The 17,981-nt window shown below is 68.8% G+C and carries 19 protein-coding genes and 1 tRNA gene; 14 read left to right on the top strand and 6 right to left on the bottom strand.

Going from position 1 to position 17,981, the window contains the following annotated elements; translation table 11 throughout:
* The first annotated feature begins 29 nt into the window (after positions 1 to 29).
* From aroH to OG817_RS14175, 7 genes are all read left to right on the top strand, one after another.
* The gene (gene aroH / locus OG817_RS14145; RefSeq protein ID WP_360446905.1) at positions 30 to 398 is read left to right on the top strand and encodes a chorismate mutase; all 369 of its coding nucleotides are present in this window, start codon (positions 30 to 32) and stop codon (positions 396 to 398) included.
* A 3-nt stretch (positions 399 to 401) separates the two neighbouring features.
* Positions 402 to 1,466 carry a prephenate dehydrogenase gene (locus OG817_RS14150; RefSeq protein WP_406054837.1) on the top strand — a complete coding sequence of 355 codons (1,065 nt, stop codon included), beginning with the start codon at positions 402 to 404 and terminating at the stop codon, positions 1,464 to 1,466.
* A 39-nt stretch (positions 1,467 to 1,505) separates the two neighbouring features.
* Positions 1,506 to 2,186: a (d)CMP kinase gene (gene cmk, locus OG817_RS14155; protein WP_406054839.1), complete on the top strand. Its 681-nt coding sequence runs from the start codon at positions 1,506 to 1,508 to the stop codon at positions 2,184 to 2,186.
* Positions 2,183 to 2,911: a lysophospholipid acyltransferase family protein gene (locus OG817_RS14160; RefSeq protein WP_406054841.1), complete on the top strand. Its 729-nt coding sequence runs from the start codon at positions 2,183 to 2,185 to the stop codon at positions 2,909 to 2,911. The genes cmk and OG817_RS14160 overlap by 4 nt, the downstream gene beginning before the upstream one ends.
* A complete protein-coding gene (gene der / locus OG817_RS14165) occupies positions 2,904 to 4,283 on the top strand; it encodes a ribosome biogenesis GTPase Der (RefSeq protein ID WP_406054843.1) in 1,380 nt (459 codons plus the stop codon). Before OG817_RS14160 ends, der begins: the two co-directional genes overlap by 8 nt.
* Before the next feature lie 70 nt (positions 4,284 to 4,353).
* A tRNA-Pro gene (locus OG817_RS14170) sits at positions 4,354 to 4,427 on the top strand.
* Positions 4,428 to 4,791: 364 nt separating this feature from the next.
* Positions 4,792 to 5,256, top strand: coding sequence for a group I intron-associated PD-(D/E)XK endonuclease (locus OG817_RS14175; protein WP_406054845.1), 465 nt, complete (start codon positions 4,792 to 4,794; stop codon positions 5,254 to 5,256).
* Positions 5,257 to 5,293: 37 nt separating this feature from the next.
* Here the strand turns inward: OG817_RS14175 and OG817_RS14180 are convergent, their stop codons facing one another.
* The gene (locus OG817_RS14180; RefSeq protein WP_406054847.1) at positions 5,294 to 7,465 is read right to left on the bottom strand and encodes an MMPL family transporter; all 2,172 of its coding nucleotides are present in this window, start codon (positions 7,463 to 7,465) and stop codon (positions 5,294 to 5,296) included.
* 81 nt (positions 7,466 to 7,546) lie between these two features.
* Entirely contained in the window at positions 7,547 to 8,092 is a 546-nt protein-coding gene (locus tag OG817_RS14185) for a helix-turn-helix domain-containing protein (RefSeq protein WP_360446919.1), read from the bottom strand.
* Positions 8,093 to 8,209: 117 nt separating this feature from the next.
* Between OG817_RS14185 and OG817_RS14190 the strand changes: the two genes are divergently transcribed.
* Positions 8,210 to 9,142, top strand: a complete 933-nt coding sequence (locus tag OG817_RS14190) for a S1C family serine protease (RefSeq protein WP_406054850.1) — start codon at positions 8,210 to 8,212, stop codon at positions 9,140 to 9,142.
* A 77-nt stretch (positions 9,143 to 9,219) separates the two neighbouring features.
* Here the strand turns inward: OG817_RS14190 and OG817_RS14195 are convergent, their stop codons facing one another.
* Positions 9,220 to 9,765 carry a GNAT family N-acetyltransferase gene (locus OG817_RS14195; RefSeq protein ID WP_406054852.1) on the bottom strand — a complete coding sequence of 182 codons (546 nt, stop codon included), beginning with the start codon at positions 9,763 to 9,765 and terminating at the stop codon, positions 9,220 to 9,222.
* A 22-nt stretch (positions 9,766 to 9,787) separates the two neighbouring features.
* Between OG817_RS14195 and OG817_RS14200 the strand changes: the two genes are divergently transcribed.
* A complete protein-coding gene (locus OG817_RS14200) occupies positions 9,788 to 10,423 on the top strand; it encodes a tetratricopeptide repeat protein (protein ID WP_406054854.1) in 636 nt (211 codons plus the stop codon).
* A gap of 53 nt (positions 10,424 to 10,476) precedes the next feature.
* Here OG817_RS14200 and OG817_RS14205 read toward each other — a convergent pair whose 3' ends face one another.
* From OG817_RS14205 to OG817_RS14215, 3 genes are all read right to left on the bottom strand, one after another.
* Positions 10,477 to 11,502 carry an NAD(P)/FAD-dependent oxidoreductase gene (locus tag OG817_RS14205; protein ID WP_406054855.1) on the bottom strand — a complete coding sequence of 342 codons (1,026 nt, stop codon included), beginning with the start codon at positions 11,500 to 11,502 and terminating at the stop codon, positions 10,477 to 10,479.
* Positions 11,503 to 11,657: 155 nt separating this feature from the next.
* The gene (locus OG817_RS14210; protein ID WP_396390679.1) at positions 11,658 to 12,257 is read right to left on the bottom strand and encodes a hypothetical protein; all 600 of its coding nucleotides are present in this window, start codon (positions 12,255 to 12,257) and stop codon (positions 11,658 to 11,660) included.
* 136 nt (positions 12,258 to 12,393) lie between these two features.
* Positions 12,394 to 13,053, bottom strand: coding sequence for an MBL fold metallo-hydrolase (locus OG817_RS14215; protein WP_406054857.1), 660 nt, complete (start codon positions 13,051 to 13,053; stop codon positions 12,394 to 12,396).
* A gap of 249 nt (positions 13,054 to 13,302) precedes the next feature.
* On the opposite strand from OG817_RS14215, the gene uvrA reads away from it, so the two are divergent.
* The 5 genes from uvrA (at position 13,303) to OG817_RS14240 (ending at position 17,935) form a co-directional block, all read left to right on the top strand.
* Positions 13,303 to 16,317: an excinuclease ABC subunit UvrA gene (uvrA, locus tag OG817_RS14220; protein WP_406054859.1), complete on the top strand. Its 3,015-nt coding sequence runs from the start codon at positions 13,303 to 13,305 to the stop codon at positions 16,315 to 16,317.
* Positions 16,318 to 16,529: 212 nt separating this feature from the next.
* Positions 16,530 to 16,868 (top strand): hypothetical protein, encoded by a 339-nt coding sequence (locus OG817_RS14225; protein ID WP_360446933.1) that lies wholly within the window; start codon positions 16,530 to 16,532, stop codon positions 16,866 to 16,868.
* Between the two features lie 14 nt (positions 16,869 to 16,882).
* Positions 16,883 to 17,185: a hypothetical protein gene (locus tag OG817_RS14230; protein ID WP_131356880.1), complete on the top strand. Its 303-nt coding sequence runs from the start codon at positions 16,883 to 16,885 to the stop codon at positions 17,183 to 17,185.
* Between the two features lie 103 nt (positions 17,186 to 17,288).
* Positions 17,289 to 17,657: a DUF6507 family protein gene (locus OG817_RS14235; protein WP_396390676.1), complete on the top strand. Its 369-nt coding sequence runs from the start codon at positions 17,289 to 17,291 to the stop codon at positions 17,655 to 17,657.
* Positions 17,654 to 17,935: a hypothetical protein gene (locus OG817_RS14240; protein ID WP_360446937.1), complete on the top strand. Its 282-nt coding sequence runs from the start codon at positions 17,654 to 17,656 to the stop codon at positions 17,933 to 17,935. The genes OG817_RS14235 and OG817_RS14240 overlap by 4 nt, the downstream gene beginning before the upstream one ends.
* Positions 17,936 to 17,981: the final 46 nt, after the last annotated feature.

Consider the following 17,981-nt stretch of genomic DNA (forward strand, 5'->3'; position numbering starts at 1 on the left):
CAAGAAGACCTGAGCGAGGAGGCCGACACGTGGCGGTACGGGCGATCCGGGGTGCCACCCAGCTCGACGTGGACGAGCGCGAGCATCTGCTCGAGCGGTCCGCCGAGCTGGTGCGGGCGGTCCTGGAGGCGAACGATCTGGAGAACGAGGATCTGATCAGCATCCTGTTCACCGTCACGCCGGACCTGCACTCGGAGTTCCCGGCGGTGGCGGGCCGGCAGATCGGCCTGACCGACGTACCGCTGATGTGCATGCAGGAGATCGCGGTACCGCACGCACTGCCGCGGGTGGTCCGGATGATGGTGCACACCGAGACCCCGCGGTCGCGGGAGAAGATCCAGCATGTCTACCTGCACGGCGCCGTCGCGCTCCGCCCGGATCTGACGGGCGCCCAGTGACCAATGAGTGAGCTGCGGGGTCCGGTCCGGATCGTCGGGACCGGCCTGATCGGTACGTCGATCGGCCTGGCGCTGGCCCGGCTCGGCGTGGTCGTGGAGCTGGTCGACGCCAACCCGGACAGCGCGCTGATGGCCGAGCGGATCGGGGCTGGCTCCCGGCTGGTCCAGATCGAGCCACAGCTCGTGGTCGTCGCCGTACCGCCTGACCATGTCGGCGCGGTGATCGCGGAGCAGCTCGGGCAGACCGACGCGATCGTGACCGACGCGGCCAGCGTGAAGTCCAAGCCGCTGGCCGACGCGCGCAAGCTCACGACCGACCTCAGCCGGTACGTCGGGAGCCACCCGATGGCAGGGTCGGAGCGGAACGGCCCGTTGGCCGGACGCGCCGACCTGTTCGACGGCGCGACCTGGGCGATCACGCCGCACGAGACCAGCGCTCCGGAGGCGGTCGAGTTGGTTCGGCGGCTGGCCGAGGCGTCGGGCGCGCGGACTGTCGAGCTGTCGGTCGAGGACCACGACCTCGCCGTCGCCCGGGTGTCGCACCTGCCACATCTGATGTCGGCGCTCGCTGCCGGGACGCTGGCCGACGCCCCGAGCTCACACCTGCAACTGTCGGGCCAAGGTGTCCGTGACGTCACCCGGATCGCGGCCGGCGACCCGAAGTTGTGGACCCAGATCGTGTCCGCGAACTCGACCGCGCTGACCGGCCTGCTCGAGCAGATCCGCGGCGAACTCGACCGCGTTCTCGTTGCTCTGGGCAAGGAAGAGGCGGGCGAGGAGCTGACCTCGATTCTGGGCCAGGGCGTGTCCGGTGCGGTCCGCGTACCAGGCAAGCACGGTACGCCGCACATCGATCTCGTCACCGTTCTGGTCACGATCCCGGACCGGCCGGGACAGCTGGCCCGGCTGTTCGCCGACGCCGCCGAGTCCGGTGCGAACGTCGAGGACCTGCGGATCGACCACAGCCCCGGCCGCCCGGTCGGTGAGGTCGAGTTGGCGGTCAAACCCGCCTCGGTCGACCAGCTGGTCGACGTACTGACCGACCGAGGCTGGGTCGTGCACCGGTAGGTGCCGAGGTTGTCCCCGGCCACAGGTAATCTCTGGGCCATGATCATCGCTGTGGACGGCCCGAGCGGCTCCGGCAAGTCGAGTACCGCCCGCGGCGTCGCCAGCCGGCTGGGGTTGCGCTTTCTGGACACCGGTGCGACGTACCGCGCGGTGACGTGGTCGGCGATGGAGCACGGTCTCGATCTCGACGACACCGCGGCGGTCGCCGAGCGGGCGCGGGAGCTGCGGCTGGAGATCAGCACCGACCCCACGCGGCAGTTCGTCATCGCCGACGGCACCGACGTGACGGCCGCGATCCGGGAGCCTCGGATCAGCGAGACGGTCTCCAAGATCGCCACCAACCTGGACGTCCGCAAGGAGCTGATCCGGCGGCAGCGCGCCGTCATCGATGCCGCCCAGCCAAGCGGCGGGATCGTGGTCGAGGGCCGGGACATCGCCACCGTGGTCGCGACCGACGCCGAGCTGAAGGTGCTGCTCACCGCCGACCAGGACGCCCGGATGGCGCGTCGTGGCGCGGAACTTGCGGCCGGTTCGGTGACAGCCGAGCAGCTCCGCGACCAGATCGTTCGCCGGGACGCCGACGACGCGACCGTGTCTGAGTTCCAGGTCGCCTCCGACGGCGCGGTCACCATCGACTCGACGCACCTCTCCCTGGAGGAGGTCATCGACGTGATCAGCCGGCTCGCGAAGGAGGCCGAGGCCGCGCGCCGGGAGTCATGACAGCCGAAGTCACCGGGCACCTGGAGTTGCCCAGCACCGCAGACCTGCGCCCGTTGCCGTACCGGCTCGCGTCGCCGCTGCGCAAGGTCGCCAGGCCCTACTTCCGGCGCAAGTACAAGCTGACCGTCCACCACGAGGACCGGTTCCCGCTGACGGGGCCGGTGCTGATGACTCCGAACCACCTCAGCCTGCTGGACGCACCACTGCTCGGGGCGATGGCGCCCCGGATGCTGCACCAGCTCGGCAAGATCGAGGTGTTCGGTGGCCTGCAGGGCTGGTTGCTGCGCCGGATCGGGCAGATCCCCGTCGACAGGTCGTCGTACGACCCGCTCGCGGTGCGGAAGTCGATCCAGGTGCTACGGGACGGCCGGGTGCTGAACATCTACCCGGAGGGGACTCGTGGCGCGGGCGACTTCGGCCGGATCCGGGGCGGGGTGGCGTATCTGGCCATGGTGACGGGGGCGCCGATCCTGCCGGTGGCGCTGCTCGGGACCCGGCTGCCGCACGGCGATGTGGAGGGCTTCCCACCGGCCGGGAGCCGGATCGATGTCATCTATGGCGAGGTGTTCGCGGTTGACCGCGTACCATTTCCCCGGAGGCACTCCGACGTACGAGCGGTTGCCGACCAGATCGGCGACGTGCTGCGAGCCCATATGAAGGCGGCCGTCGAAGCCACCGGCCACCCCCTCCCGGGCGAGCCAGACAAGAAGGACCCTGATGAGTGACCTGCCCACCGGCTACGACTTCGCCGAGCCAACGCACGAGCGCGAGGACACCGGCCCGCTGCCGGTGCTCGCGATCGTCGGCCGGCCGAACGTGGGCAAGTCCACGCTGGTGAACCGCATCATCGGCCGCCGCGAGGCCGTCGTCGAGGACACTCCGGGTGTCACCCGCGACCGCGTCTCCTACGACGCGAACTGGGCCGGCCGGGGCTTCACCGTCGTCGACACCGGCGGCTGGGACCCGGACGCGGTCGGGATGGCCGCGCTGGTCGCCGCCCAGGCCGAGGTGGCCATCAACGCCGCCGACGCGGTCCTGTTCGTGGTGGACGCGACGGTCGGAATCACCGACGCCGACGAAGCGGTCGTCCGGGTACTGCGCAAGTCCGGCAAGCCGGTCGTGCTGGCCGCGAACAAGGTCGACGACCAGCGGATCGAGTCCGAGGCGATGAACCTGTGGAGCCTCGGCATCGGCGAGCCGTTCCCGGTCTCGGGTATGCACGGCCGCGGCACCGGCGACATGCTCGACGCGGTCCTCGCGGCGCTGCCCGAGGCGCCGCCGGAGCGGGACGGCGAGGCCGCCGGACCGCGCCGGATCGCGATCGTCGGCAAGCCGAACGTGGGCAAGTCCTCGCTGCTGAACAAGGTGGCGAAGGAGGACCGGGTCGTCGTCAGCGACGTCGCCGGTACGACGGTCGACCCGGTGGACGAGCTGATCACGCTGGCGGGCAAGGAGTGGCGGTTCATCGACACCGCCGGCATCCGGCGCAAGGTGAAGAACGCCCAGGGGCACGAGTACTACGCCTCGCTGCGGACCAACGCGGCGATCGAGCGGGCCGAGGTCGTCGTGGTCGTGGTGGACGCGTCGGAGACGATGTCGGAGCAGGACATCCGGATCATGAACGCGGTCGAGGAGGCCGGCAAGGCCCTCGTGATCGCGTACAACAAGTGGGACCTGGTCGACGAGGACCGGCGCTACTACCTGGAGCGCGAGATCGACCGCGACTTGGTGCAGTTCCGCTGGGCACCGCGGGTGAACATCAGTGCGCTGACCGGGCGGCACATGGAGAAGCTCGTGCCGGCTATCGAGGCAGCCCTTGAGGGCTGGCAGACCCGCGTCCCGACCGGCCAACTGAACGCCTTCCTCGGCCGGCTGGTGGCAGCGCATCCACACCCGGTCCGCTCCGGCAAGCAGCCGAAGATCCTGTTCGGCACCCAGGCCACGACGATGCCGCCGACGTTCGCGATCTTCACCTCCGGCCAGATCGAGCCGTCGTACCAGCGCTTCATCGAGCGCCGCCTCCGCGAGGACTTCGGCTTCGTCGGCAGCCCCGTCCACGTCCAGATCCGAGCCCGCCAGAAGAAGTCCAAGCGCTGAATCAACCCGGTAAGAACCACCCCACCAGATGGGGTAAGGTTTACCCCGGCTCGCTCCTAGGAGCGAGCGCCGGGCTGTGGCGTAGTTTGGTAACGCGTCTGGCTGGGGGCCAGAAGACCGCAGGTTCAAATCCTGTCAGCCCGACCCTCAAGGGGCGCCGATTCTGTCGGTGCCCCTCTTTACGTTGGGCACTATGAACGCCACTGGGGATACGCGAACGTGGACCGATGACGAGCTGCGGCAGGCGGTGGAGGACTGTCCGACGTGGCGGGCGGTCGCACGCCGGCTCGGACTGAAGGACAAGTCCGCAGGTGTGATCCGAACAGTCAAACGACACGCTGCCCGGCTCGACCTCGACACGTCGCATTTCACTGGACAACGAAGGTGGTCCGATGGTCAGTTGCGTGAAGCAGTGCCGGGTTCGAGCTGTTGGACCGATGTGCTCGCCGCTCTCGGGGTCGCAGATCACCCTGAGAATCGAGTTCGGGTCAAGGGGCACGCTGTCCGGTTGGGTCTGGACTGCGCACATCTGAAGGCGCTCGATCGGTCGGTGCCGCCAGAGGATGCGTTCAAACAACCGGTCCGGCCGGAGGCGCTCCGAACAGCGGCATCGGCGTTGGCGATGGCCTGGTTCAGCTTGCACGGGTGCGCGGTTGCCCTGCCGGTCGAGCCTCAGGAGTACGACCTGCTGGTGACGACGAGCAACGGAGTCCAGCGAGTGCAGGTGAAGTCGTGCTCATCGCGCACCCGCACGGGCTACTGGCATGTCGGTATCGGGCGCCGTCCCTACGTGCTCGACAAGTCCGCGAGCAAAATGCCGTACGACCCCGACACGATTGATCTCTTCTTCATCGTGCTGGGCGACGGCCGCGTCTATGTCATCCCCAGTTCGGTCCTGGCCGGCCGCATCGGCATCCACGCGGAGACCTACGCGCCGTACCAGGTTGGTGATGTATCGGGACTGATGCGGTGAAGGGCACCGGTTGGTCGGCCGATGCCCCTCAGGGTGTTCAGTGGATGCCGGCGAGTTTCTTGGGGTCGGGGTTTTCGTCGATGCGGAGGGACTCGCCTTCGATGTCGACCTTCGGGGTGATGCGGTCGAGCCACTGCGGGAACCACCAGGCGCGGTCGCCGAGCAGGCTGAGTACGGCCGGGACCAGCGTCATCCGGACCACGAAGGCGTCGATCAGTACGCCGATGGTCAGGCCGAAGCCGATCGCCTTGATGATCGGGTCGTGCACCAGGATGAACCCGGCGAACACCGACGCCATGATGAGCGCAGCAGCGGTCACCACCCGAGCGCCGTGCCCGATGCCCTCGATCGTCGCGTCGGTCGCGTGCCGCCCGTGCACGAACTCCTCCCGCACCCGGGACACGATGAAGACTTCGTAGTCCATCGCCAGCCCGAACAGCACGCCCATCATGATGATCGGCAGGAAGCTGACCAGAGGTCCGGGGGAGTCCACCCCGACCAGGCCGGCCGCCCAGCCCTGCTGGAACACGGCGACGGTGATGCCGAACGTCGCGCCAATCGTCAGCACGAATCCGAGCGTCGCCTTCAGCGGCACCAGCAGCGACCGGAACGCCAGCAGCAACAGCAGGAACGAGAGCCCGATGACCACGAACAGGTACGTCGGCAATGCATCGGACAGCTTGTTCGACACGTCGACCCCGACGGCCGTGTTGCCGGTCACCGAGATACTCGCGTCGCCGGTGGCGAGCGGCTTGACCGCAGACCGCAGGTCCTTCACCAGGTCCGCGGTCGCTTCGGTGGCCGGTCCGCTCTGCGGGATGATCTGCAGCAGCCGGGTCGATCCGTCCTGGCTCGCCGGGCCGGGCTGCGCCGCGACCACGTCGTGCATGCCCTGCGTCTTCGCGAGCACCTGCTGGACCAGCGCGGCGGACTGCGCCGGGTCGTTGCTCTTCACAACGACGACGAGCGGACCATTGGCGCCTGCTCCGAATGCCTCAGCGGTCAGGTCGTACGCGACCCGCTGGTTCGACCCGGCCGCGGCCGATGCACCGTCGGGCAGCGCGAGCCGCATGTCCTTGGCCGGAATCGCCAGCAGTCCCAATCCGATGATGCCGATGGCAACGATCGGGACGCGGAACCGGGTGACCAGCCGCCCCCAGCGGAAGCCGGCACCCTCGACCGGCGCAGTCGCCGGCGCCTTGCGGATCTTGCGGGGGAGGATCCGGTTTCCGACGAACCCGAGCATCGCGGGCAGCAGCGTGAGCGCGACCAGTACGGCGGTCAGCACTGTCGCGGCAGCCGCGAATCCCATGGCCGTGAGGAACGGAACGCCGACCACGGACAGACCGGCCAGCGCGATCACGACGGTCGCACCCGCGAACAGCACCGCCGATCCGGCGGTCGCCGCCGCCCGGGCAACGGACTCCTCGGGATCCATCCCCTCGGCGAGCTGGCTGCGGTGCCGCGAGCTGATGAACAACGCGTAGTCGATACCGACAGCGAGCCCGAGCATCAGCGCCAGGATCGGTGCCGTCGACGACACATCAGTGAACGCGGTCACGATGAACAGGCCGGCCATCCCGGCCAGCACCCCGAGCAGCGCCGTCAGCAGGGTCATCCCGGCCGCGACCAGCGAACCGAACGTGACGACCAAGACGATTCCGGCGACGACCACGCCGATCACCTCGGTTGACCCGATCTCGGGTACGCCGCCGACGACCTGGCCGCCCGGGACGACCTTGAGGTCTCCGGAGCTGAGTCCGCTCAGGCCGTCGTACGCCTCGGTGCTCTGTTTGGAGAGCTCATCGGCCGGTTTGCTGAACTGGACGCTGATGAGGCCGGTGGTGCCGTCCGGGCTGATCGCCTTGCTGGTGAACGGGTCGATCGCGCCGATGACCTCGGGCACCTTCGCGACCTTGGCGACGGTCGCGCCGACGGCGGCCTTCACGGTCGGGTCGGCGAGGGTCTTGCCGTCGGGAGCCTTCACCACGACCGTGGCCGACGCGCCGCTGGCCGCAGGCAACTCCTGCTTGAGAGCGTCGAGCGCTCGCTGCGACTCGGTGCCGGGGATCGAGAACGTGTTCGCGGTCTTGCCGCCGAGAGTCAGCGCAGCGACCCCCAGCGCAACGAGGAAGACCGCCCAGACGGCGGCGACGAGCCGCCGGCGCTGGTACGAGAACCGGCCGAGCCGGTACAGCAGATTGGCCATCGGGTAGGCGTCCGTTCGGGTCGTACAGGCGGGCAGAGGAGCGCGGCGTTCGGGGCGGAGCCGGGGCGATCGGAGTCGAGGTCAGGCGGATCTGAGGATTCTGCGGAGGGCGATGTCGCAGAGCTTGCGGAGTTCGTCGTCGGTGCGTTCACCGGGATGGCGGCACTCGCCGAGCAGGCCGTTGATGGCGAACTTGGCCAGATCCCGCTCGAGGGGATCGTCGCTCCCGGCCAGCAGATCGGTCAGCCTGATGCCGTCAGCAACCAACTGGGCGATCTCGGGTACCTCGTCGATCACCGGCAGGATGTCCTGCAGTACGTCGATCACGCCGCGGTACCGGACCGCGAGGTCGGTGAACTGCTGGATCGCGAACTCCTGGGCCTCGGCCTGCGACAGCCCGGCGGCGGAGTCCATCAGCCCGGCCAGGTCCGCGGCCGCCGGCTCGAGCACGGCGGCCAGGACGGCGGGCTTGCCGTTGAAGTGGTACAGCACCGTCGCCTTCGAACAACCGGCGGCGGAGGCGATGTCCTGCAGGGACGTGGCGTTGTAGCCCCTGTCCTGGAACAGGTGCATCGCCTGCCGGACGATCTCGTGCCGGGTGCGCTCCCGGACCGGCGTGGCTGCCATGAAGCCATCCTTCCTGACCGATCGGCCAGTTTTCAACCGATCGGTCAGATCTGTGCTGCGGCTCACGTCTGGTGCGCTGGGTTGATTGCGGTGTAATGCTGTAATCAGGAGGCGGAGATGGCGGAGGACGACGTACTGGACGCGTACTCCCGGGTGGTCTCGGGAGTGGCGGAACACTTGATCCCGCGGGTCGCGAGCCTGCGGATCCGGAGCCGGCGGGGCGACTCGTCCGGATCGGCAGTGGTACTGACCGCGGACGGGCACCTGCTCACGAACGCCCACGTGGTCGGCGAGGGCGAGCACGCGACCGCGGAGTTCGCCGACGGGACTTCGGCCGAAGCCCGGGTGATCGGCGTCGACCGGTTGTCGGACCTCGCCGTACTGCGCGCCGACCGCGACATCCCGGACCCGCCGGAGTACGGCGACGCGGACGGCCTGAAGGTCGGGAACCTGGTGGTTGCCGTCGGCAACCCATTGGGGCTGGCCGGCAGCGTCACCGCCGGCGTGGTCAGCGCACTCGGGCGGTCACTGCCGGTACGCAGCGGGTCCGCGCAACGGATCATCGAGGACGTCATCCAGACCGACGCCGCGCTGAACCCAGGCAACTCCGGCGGAGCCCTTGCCGACGGCAACGGACGGGTGATCGGCATCAACACAGCCGTCGCCGGCATCGGTCTCGGTCTCGCGGTCCCCGTCAATCCGACGACTCGCCGGATCATCTACTCGCTGTTGCATGACGGGCGGGTACGCCGTGCGTACCTGGGGCTGGTGACGACCCCCGCACCCCTGCGGCCCCAGTTGGCTGAACGCTTCGACCAACGCAGTGCGCTGCGCGTCGTCGAGGTCATTACGGGCAGCCCCGCCGCACAAGCCGGCCTCCGTCAAGGTGACCTCGTCCTGGCCGTCGACGGCGCACCCCTCCGCGACGCCCAATCCCTCCAACGCCAACTCTTCGCCGACGCCATCGGACGACGTACCGAGATCACAGCCATCCGCAACAACGCCCTGGTAGACGTAGTGGCCCACCCAACCGAACTAACCGACAGATAGCGTCACCAGTGCCGAGTCGTGGATCCGGGTTCGGGAAACCGCTCGGGGCCGACGTTTGTTCACGGCTGAGTGACGGCTCAGTGGTCCTTCGTGAGTGCGGCTCGGAGTAGGACGCCGGTGCCGGGTTTCAGGGGGTTGCCGGGGAAGGTGAAGTCTCGGGTCAGCTCCGTGAAGCCGAGGCGGGCGTGGAGGTCCAGGGTGGGGCCGTTTGCGAGGTTGGCGAAGTAGTGGATGGTATCGGCGCGCTCTGCAGTCCACCGCATGCGCTCGATTGTCAGGAGTTCGCCGATACCGTGCCGGCGCCAGGCCGGTGACACGATCAGGCCGACCAGGTAGTACCCGGTCGGTGCCGTCGTCGGTGGATCGGCGGAGGTGGCCTCATGCCAGATCACGCCGCCGTACCCGACCACCTCGTCGCTCACGCACGCGACCGCGGAGTACCGACGTGGATCCTGCAGATCGCCGAGCAACCGTCGGCGGCGGCCGTCGACCGACCCGCCCGTGCGGGCCACGATCAGCCGCGCGCAGGCATCGAGATCGGCCTCCTTCGCCGGTCGTGTCTGTACCTCGGCACCTAACGCCCGGCGGTCAGTCTCCGGCTCGTAGTCCGCGAACCCGCTCATTACGTCAGCCTAGAATCCACCGATGGACGAGCGAATGGTGCGTGCCGCGGAGCTTTGCGAGCGAGCGATCTTCAACGGGGAGTTCGAGGAGCTGACCGCGGCCGAGCGGGAGCTCGATGGTGTGCAGGTGGATCTCGCACTCGCTCGCGGGAAGGTGTTGCACGCGCGGTTCCTGGACAACCGCGTTGAGGACGCGCAGGAGCTCACGCTGTTCGAGCAGGCGGCCGAGCTCTGCAAGGCGCTGGGTGACCGGCGCGGCGAGGCAGAGGCGCAGTTCTGGATCGGGTGCTTCCACCAGGTCGTGCGCGACGACATCGCGGCCTCGATTCAGCCGCTGACGACGTCGCGGGACCTGGCGAGGGCGGCCGGGGACGACCTGACGCTGTCCTATGCCCTCCGGCACCTCGGCATCGCGGCGCACATCTCCGGCGATCTCGACGGCGCCCGTGCGCTCCTCGAGGAGTCGACAGCACTCCGTCGTACCCTCGGCTTCACCGCAGGCGTCGCCGCCAACTTTGTCGGCCTCATCTACGTAGCCATCGCTCAGGACCGCCCAGCCGACGCCCGTGCCTTGGCCGATGAGGCGCAGGAGCTGGCGGCGTCAGCCGGAGCCGCCAAGGTCAGCGAGCAGATCGAGGCTGCCCGTTCCGGCATCTAGTGTCCCGCGACTGAATCTCGTTCACGGATGGCGCGGAGCAGCACGCACATCCATCAGAAGCGGGCCGGGCGGCAACCTGACAGAGCCGACTCGACGGTTCCGTCGACCAACTCCCGCGCGATCAGGCGGCCCATGGCCGCGGCGAGCGTGACCGCTGAGTGCATCACTGCGACGTAGAGGCCGGGGACCTCGGCGACCGGACCGACGATCGGGTCACCGTCAGCCGGCATCGGACGCACTCCGAGTCGGGTGCTGAGCAGTTCGACGCTCCCGGCGCCACGGAAGGTGGACCGGACTGCGGCAAGGGTCCGTTCGGGCGAGTCCGCGGCGGCTATCAGCCGGTCCGCGGCGACCTGCCGAAGATCGAAGTCCTCGGTGTTGACCACACCGCGGACCAGACCGGCCGGGGCGCGGAGCCGGAACAGCGGGCACGGCGACGGTTCGACCGGGACGTGCACGCCGAGCGGCGCGGCCAGCGCAGCCGTGGCAACCCCGGCCGCCAGCACCACCGTCGCACCGGAGAGCGGTCCGGCTGCCGTCTCAACCCCGGCAATCCGGCCGGCCGTATCCCGGCGGACCGCGGTAACCGGCGTGTCCAGGTGTACCCGTGCTCCATGGGTGCGAGCGCCCGCGACCAGCCGCTCGGTCACGCCCACCGAGTCAACAGCGCCGTCAGCCGGCGCCCAGACTGCCCACTCCGGAGGCTGCCGAACGGTGGGCTCGAGCGTCGCCACGGTGGCCGCGTCCACGATCGTCTGCCCGGGCCCGGCGTCCGGCGCACTGTCCTCCCCGGTCCAGCTCAGCGAGCCGGACCAGCTCACCGGGAGTCCCGGCAACTCGACGCCGAGTCGGTGGTACTCCGCCGTTGCGGTGGCCCGCAGCCCGGCGGCCGGACCCTTGTGCACGCCAGACGCTCCGCTCGGCCCGGCGAGCGTGACCCAGGCGAACGAGTCCGCCGTCACGCCGGCGCCTGGCCGCCCGGCGTCGACCAACGTCACGGTGGCGCCCGCCCGGGCGGCGTGATAGGCCACCGATGCGCCGACAATGCCGGCGCCGACGACGACCACGTCCCTACTCACCGGTGAGCTCAACACGTTCACGACCCTAGCGTCCGCACCGACCACCCGCGCGGCCTTTTGGCCAACGCCCGCTGACCGACGGCGGCCTGGAGGAACCGTTCCGCAAGCTGGCCGGGACCTGGCGCTACGCCATCGTGTCCCGTTCTGAGGTTGTCTCAGGTCGTGACGGGCGGTGAGACCCCGGCGGCGTTCGCCTGCTCCGCTGCCGCGGCCCGGCGGGCATGGCGCAGGCCCAGCACGCCGAGAACCAGCAGGATGATCGCGACGATGTACGCACCGATTGCCGCGATGCCGGCGATGGTGCCCATCGTCGCGAACGCGTAGCCGTAGAGGAGCAGGCCGCGCAGCGTATTGCCTTGGAACAAGGTCTCGCGCAGTCCGGCGAGCGCCTGACCCTGCGGGGAAACCTTCTCTGCGGGGCTCATGGCCAGGTACGCGCCGCTGACCTCCTGGTAGGTGCGGCCGTTGGAGGCGGCGTTCATGTGCACGAGGATGTAGTGGTCGGCGTAGGCCTTGGCCTCGGGGCCGGTGTCCATGGGGCTGCCGGCGTACTGGTCGAGCGCGTCGCGGTCGTCAGGGGGCAGCGACTCCAGCGCCTGACCCTCAGGCATCGTGATGCCCTGGATGGACAGCTGACCCTCGACCTCGTTGTTGATGAAAACGTAGGCCCAGGTCAGCAGACCGCCCGCCAGCAAGAGTGTGGCGGCGAGCAACAAGCCGGTCCACGAGATGAGTTTGTCGAACGAGGAACGCATCCGAGGCTCCCTTTCCCGTGCGCGGCCATCGCGCCATTGCCTCGACGATAGGATCCTCCGCACCGGCGCGCATGATCCGCTGTGGGTGATTTCACCGCGACGCGCCGTCACGCAGGATCGTCAACGCCGAACCCTCTCACCAACCGCGTGCTCGCCACTCGCCTAGCTTCGGGCGCTCGGCGCCGAGAGTGGTGTCGGCACCGTGGCCCGGGTAGACCCAGGTCTCGTCGGGAAGGGTGCCGAAGAGTTTGGTCTCGACGTCGTTGATGAGCGAGGTGAAGCGCTCCGCGTCGCCCTGCGTGTTGCCGACGCCGCCGGGGAACAGGCAGTCGCCGGTGAACAGATGGGGCGGGCCGTCCGGGTCGTCGTACACGAGGGCGATGGAGCCGGGCGTGTGGCCGACCAGGTGGATGACGCGCAGGCTGCAGTTGCCGACAGAGATGTGGTCGCCCTCGTCGACGAGTTGGTCGGTGGGGACCTCGATGCCTTCGGCGTCGTACCGGCCGGCCACCGTGGTGGCGCTGGTCCGGGCGACGACCTCGGCGAGGGCCTGCCAGTGGTCCTGGTGGCGGTGGGTGGTGACGATGCTGGCCAGGTCGCCGTCGCCGATCAGCTTCAGCAGCGTGCCGGCCTCGTTGGCGGCGTCGATCAGCACCTGTTCGTCGGTCTGCCGGCAAAGCAGCAGGTAGGCGTTGTTGTCCATCGGCCCGACCGCGACCTTGGTGATCATCAACTGGGCCAGCTCGTGTGTCTGCGCTGGTCCGCCGACCTTGACGTTTCCGTGGTACTCCGGCATGCGCCCTCTCCCTGGATGTCGGTGATACCGCCGATCCTCGCACCCCGGAGGCGTTCCGGTCATGTCCGGCCCGGGTTGCGCGAACCACCCGTCACGATCGAATATACTTTCGAAGCGGCCGGGGGACAGCACCGGTCTCCCGGCCCTTCCGGCGCCTCCGCCACAGCGCCGGAAGTTTTTGTCGGTGGGCCTCGTTAGCATGACGGGGCATGTCCCCGGTAACCCTCGAGAACGGCTGAGAGTGAGCTTGTGTCTGACCGTCTGATCGTGCGCGGAGCACGCGAGCACAACCTGAAGGACGTCTCGGTCGACCTGCCTCGGGACTCCATGATCGTCTTCACCGGACTCTCGGGGTCCGGTAAGTCCAGTCTCGCCTTCGACACGATCTTCGCCGAGGGCCAGCGGCGGTACGTCGAGTCACTGTCGGCGTACGCGCGGCAGTTCCTCGGCCAGATGGACAAGCCCGACGTCGACTTCATCGAGGGCCTGTCGCCGGCCGTTTCGATCGACCAGAAGTCGACTTCGCGCAACCCGCGGTCGACCGTCGGCACGATCACCGAGGTGTACGACTACCTCCGTCTGCTGTTCGCCCGCGCCGGCCGGCCGCACTGTCCGGAGTGTGGCGAGCCGATCGCGCGGCAGACGCCGCAGCAGATCGTCGACCGCGTGCTGGAGCTCGAGGAGGGCACCCGGTTCCAGGTGCTCGCGCCGGTCGTCCGCGGCCGCAAGGGGGAGTACCTCGATCTGTTCCGCCAGCTGAGCGGTCAGGGGTTGTCGCGGGCCAGGGTGGACGGCGAGACGATCCAGCTCACCGATCCGCCGAAGCTCGACAAGCAGAAGAAGCACGACATCGATGTGGTCGTCGACCGGCTCGCGGTGAAGAGCTCGGCGAAGCAGCGTCTGACCGACTCGGTCGAGACCGCGCTCGGCCTGGCCAGCGGTCTGCTCGTGCTGGACTTCGTCGACCTGCCGGAGGACGACCCGCATCGCGAGCGCCGCTTCTCCGAGAAGCTGGCCTGCCCGAACGATCACCCCCTGGCGATCGACGAGCTGGAGCCGCGGTCGTTCTCGTTCAACTCGCCGTACGGCGCCTGCCCGGTGTGCACCGGTCTGGGCACCCGGATGGAGGTCGACCCGGAGCTGCTGGTCCCGGACCCGTCGAAGTCACTCGACGAGGGCGCGATCCAGCCGTGGTCCGGCGCGAACGTCTCGCAGTACTTCGAGAGACTGCTCGCGGCGCTGGCCAAGGACCTGAAGATCAAGACCACCACGCCGTTCGGCGAGCTGCCGGCGAAGGCGAAGAAGTCGCTGCTGACCGGGCACGACAAGCAGGTCCACGTCTCCTACAAGAACCGGTACGGTCGCGAGCGGTCGTACTACACGACGTTCGAGGGCGTGATCCCGTACGTCGAGCGCCGGCACGCCGAGGCGTCCAGCGACACCGGGCGGGAGCGCTTCGAGGAGTACATGCGCGAGGTGCCGTGCCTGGCCTGCAACGGCGCTCGGCTGAAGCCGATCTCGCTCGCCGTGACGATGGGTGGCAAGAACATCGCCGAGGTCAGCGCGATGTCGATCGACGAGGTGCACGCGTTCCTCGTGGACATGGAGCTGAGCCCGCGGGAGAAGCAGATCGCGGAGCGGGTGGTCAAGGAGATCGGCGAGCGGCTGCGGTTCCTGCTCGACGTCGGTCTCGACTACCTGGCGCTGAACCGCCCGGCCGGCTCGCTGTCCGGCGGCGAGGCGCAGCGGATCCGGCTCGCGACGCAGATCGGCTCCGGCCTGGTCGGCGTGCTGTACGTGCTGGACGAGCCGTCGATCGGTCTGCACCAGCGCGACAACCGGCGGCTGATCGACACCCTCGTGCGCCTGAAGAACCTGGGCAACACGTTGATCGTCGTCGAGCACGACGAGGACACCATCGACCACGCCGACTGGGTGGTCGACATCGGCCCCGGCGCCGGCGAGCACGGCGGCCAGGTCGTCGTCTCCGGCACGGTCGACGACCTGCGCAACCACCCGGACTCGATCACCGGCGCGTACATCTCCGGCCGCCGGGAGATCCCGATGCCGGCGGTCCGCCGGCCGCTGACAGAGGGCCGCGAGCTGACCGTGTACGGCGCCCGGCAGAACAACCTCAAGGACATCGACGTGACGATCCCGCTCGGGGTCTTCGTCGCAGTCACCGGGGTGTCCGGCTCGGGCAAGTCGACGCTGGTCAACGACATCCTCTACACGTCGCTGGCGCGGCACATCTACGGCGCCCGCACGGTGCCGGGGCGGCACACGAAGATCTCCGGCATGGAGTTGGTCGACAAGGTCATCCATGTGGACCAGTCGCCGATCGGCCGGACGCCGCGATCCAACCCGGCGACGTACACCGGGGTTTGGGACCACATCCGCAAGCTGTTCGCGGACACCCCGGAGGCGAAGGTCCGCGGATACCAGCAGGGCCGGTTCTCGTTCAACGTCAAGGGCGGCCGGTGCGAGGCGTGCTCGGGTGACGGCACGCTGAAGATCGAGATGAACTTCCTCCCGGACGTCTACGTGCCGTGCGAGGTGTGCCACGGCGCGCGGTACAACCGCGAGACGCTCGAGGTGCACTACAAGAGCAAGACGGTCGCCGACGTACTGGATATGCCGATCGAGGAAGCGTCGGAGTTCTTCGCTGCGATCCCGGCGATCTCGCGACACCTGAAGACTCTGGTCGAGGTCGGCCTCGGGTACGTCCGGCTCGGGCAGCCGGCGCCGACGCTGTCCGGTGGTGAGGCGCAGCGGGTCAAGCTGGCGTCGGAGCTGCAGCGGCGTTCCACCGGCCGGACCGTGTACGTGCTGGACGAGCCGACGACGGGTCTGCACTTCGAGGACATCCGCAAGCTGCTGGGCGTCCTCGGCGGCCTGGTGGACAAGGGCAACTCGGTGCTGGTCATCGAGCACAACCTCGACGTGATCAAGACCGCGGACTGGATCATCGACCTCGGACCCGATGGTGGGCGTCGCGGCGGAACGCTGGTCGCTGAAGGTACGCCGGAGGAGGTCTCGGAGAACCCGGCGTCGTACACGGGGGAGTTCCTGAAGGAGATCCTGGCCGGTCGCGCGGCCAAGCCAGGTGCGAAGCAGGCAGCCGCAGCGAAGAAGGTGCCGGCCAAGAAGGCAGTCGCCGCGAAGAAGACGGCAGCCAAGAAGACGGCGGCAGCGAAGTCCAGCGCGGCGAAGAAGACGACGGCTGTGAAGAAGACCGCGGCGAGGAAGCGCGTCGCGAGCTAGTCCCTGCGGCCGGCCGACCCTCAGCTCATATCGGGCTGAGGGCGTCGGTGTACCCGGAAACAAGTTGGCTAAGGCAACGAGTTCCGGGTGTTGCGCGATCGCTCTGGTCGACCTGAGCCGAAAGTGACGGGTCTGCCGACAAGGTTCGCCGAGTGACCCGCTGCGACCACTAACCTGACGGTGCGGCGCAACGACACTGCGAAGGAGAGACTGTGAGCGGACGCTGGGACATGGGCCAGGACACCCTGGGCCAACTGGCCAAGAAGACCACGACCGGAACGCAGGACCTCGGCGGCTTGGTGAAGCAACTGGTCGCCGCGGCGCAACCGCTGGAAGGCAAGATGAACGGCTCCGGCAAGCAGGCGTTCATGGCCTTCAAGGCCAACGTCGACAGCATTGCGGGCGACCTGAACGCCGGCCTCGCGGCGATCAACCAGGGCCAGTCGGGGATGGACACCGCCTTTCGCGGCGGTGACACGGAGATGGCCGACACCGCGAAGAAGAACCAGGGCGGCGCGGACTTCAACGCCGCCAAGTTCGGCAAGCGCTGAGAGAGGAACTGACGATGGCGAACCGCAACAGCTACGACACTGCCGCCTCCGGCGAGGTGCAGACGACCATCAAGAACCTCTCCGGCCAGATCGAGGGTCTGATCGCGGCGCACAAGAAGAACGTCGCCGCCGCGCTCGGGGACGCCTCGGCCACCGACGTGACCGAGAAGTACCGCGGTGTCGAGGCGCGCTTCGACAAGGCCGCCGCGTCGACGCTGGCGATCATCAAGTCGCTCCAGGACACCATGTCGGCGAACGACGCCACCGCCGCCGCGACGCTGAAGAAAGCGTCCGCCGCGGTCGACGGAATCGGCTGACGCACCGTCGGATCCGCACGGCCCCGGACGCCGGCCAGCGACTGGCTGCGTCCGGGCCGGTTTGTGAGCCCAAGTTGGCCCCCGACCCCTCGGAGGAGCAAGAGTGGACTGGGATATCGATGTCGCCGGCACCAGCAAGGTCCTCACGGACACACAGACGGCGGCCGAGCCGTTCAACAAGCTGTCGAAGGACTACGGCGACAAGCTGACCAACCTGATCACCCCGTTGAAGTACGACGCCTTCGCGGTCGTCGCGGTCGCGATCGGGGAGTACGCCCAGCACTGGCAGCCGACGATCGAGGCCGCCGCCAAGCAGGTCGGCTCCTCCCTGACCGGCGCGTCGAACGCGGTCAAGGCCTACATGAACGGCCAGCACGACATGGTCCTGAACGCGCAGCAGGCCGCGGGGCGGGGCGAGATCCCGAAGCCGCCCGGCTCGACCCGGCGGACCGCGGGGAGCAGGGCGGAATGAGTGAGCAGCAGCCGGCCGAGGTGCCGGCCGAGGTGATCGAGGCGGGCCGGGTCCGGCTGGCCGAGTGGCTGACCGCGCAGGCGCCGTCGCCGGATCTGGGCGCGACGCCGGAGGATCTGGCCGACTGGCAGGCGCGACCCGCCGAGGAGTTCCTGGTCTTCGTGCCGCCGGGCTACGCCAACCAGGTGTTCCTGGTGGCCGAGCACGGTGTCAGCTCGTTCGCCCCGAGCGAGCAGTCGCTCGAAGAGGCGATGGCTGCGGCTCGGCCACGGGCCTGAGCGTACGTCGCCGTACCCGGTAGGCCCCCCGGCGGAACCAGCATCC

The sequence above is a fragment of the Kribbella sp. NBC_00889 genome, assembly GCF_045207705.1.
In the GTDB taxonomy this organism is placed as follows: Bacteria; Actinomycetota; Actinomycetes; order Propionibacteriales; family Kribbellaceae; genus Kribbella.

Excerpts from the sequence above, each read along its gene's own strand:
- OG817_RS14215 (WP_406054857.1), bottom strand. The coding sequence starts at position 13,053 with ATGCCGGAGTACCACGGAAACGTCAAGGTCGGCGGACCAGCGCAGACA.
- OG817_RS14240 (WP_360446937.1), top strand. The coding sequence starts at position 17,654 with ATGAGTGAGCAGCAGCCGGCCGAGGTGCCGGCCGAGGTGATCGAGGCG.
- OG817_RS14210 (WP_396390679.1), bottom strand. The coding sequence starts at position 12,257 with ATGCGTTCCTCGTTCGACAAACTCATCTCGTGGACCGGCTTGTTGCTC.
- OG817_RS14180 (WP_406054847.1), bottom strand. The coding sequence starts at position 7,465 with ATGGCCAATCTGCTGTACCGGCTCGGCCGGTTCTCGTACCAGCGCCGG.
- OG817_RS14195 (WP_406054852.1), bottom strand. The coding sequence starts at position 9,765 with ATGAGCGGGTTCGCGGACTACGAGCCGGAGACTGACCGCCGGGCGTTA.
- OG817_RS14230 (WP_131356880.1), top strand. The coding sequence starts at position 16,883 with ATGGCGAACCGCAACAGCTACGACACTGCCGCCTCCGGCGAGGTGCAG.
- cmk (WP_406054839.1), top strand. The coding sequence starts at position 1,506 with ATGATCATCGCTGTGGACGGCCCGAGCGGCTCCGGCAAGTCGAGTACC.
- der (WP_406054843.1), top strand. The coding sequence starts at position 2,904 with ATGAGTGACCTGCCCACCGGCTACGACTTCGCCGAGCCAACGCACGAG.
- OG817_RS14160 (WP_406054841.1), top strand. The coding sequence starts at position 2,183 with ATGACAGCCGAAGTCACCGGGCACCTGGAGTTGCCCAGCACCGCAGAC.
- OG817_RS14150 (WP_406054837.1), top strand. The coding sequence starts at position 402 with ATGAGTGAGCTGCGGGGTCCGGTCCGGATCGTCGGGACCGGCCTGATC.
- OG817_RS14200 (WP_406054854.1), top strand. The coding sequence starts at position 9,788 with ATGGACGAGCGAATGGTGCGTGCCGCGGAGCTTTGCGAGCGAGCGATC.
- OG817_RS14190 (WP_406054850.1), top strand. The coding sequence starts at position 8,210 with ATGGCGGAGGACGACGTACTGGACGCGTACTCCCGGGTGGTCTCGGGA.
- OG817_RS14185 (WP_360446919.1), bottom strand. The coding sequence starts at position 8,092 with ATGGCAGCCACGCCGGTCCGGGAGCGCACCCGGCACGAGATCGTCCGG.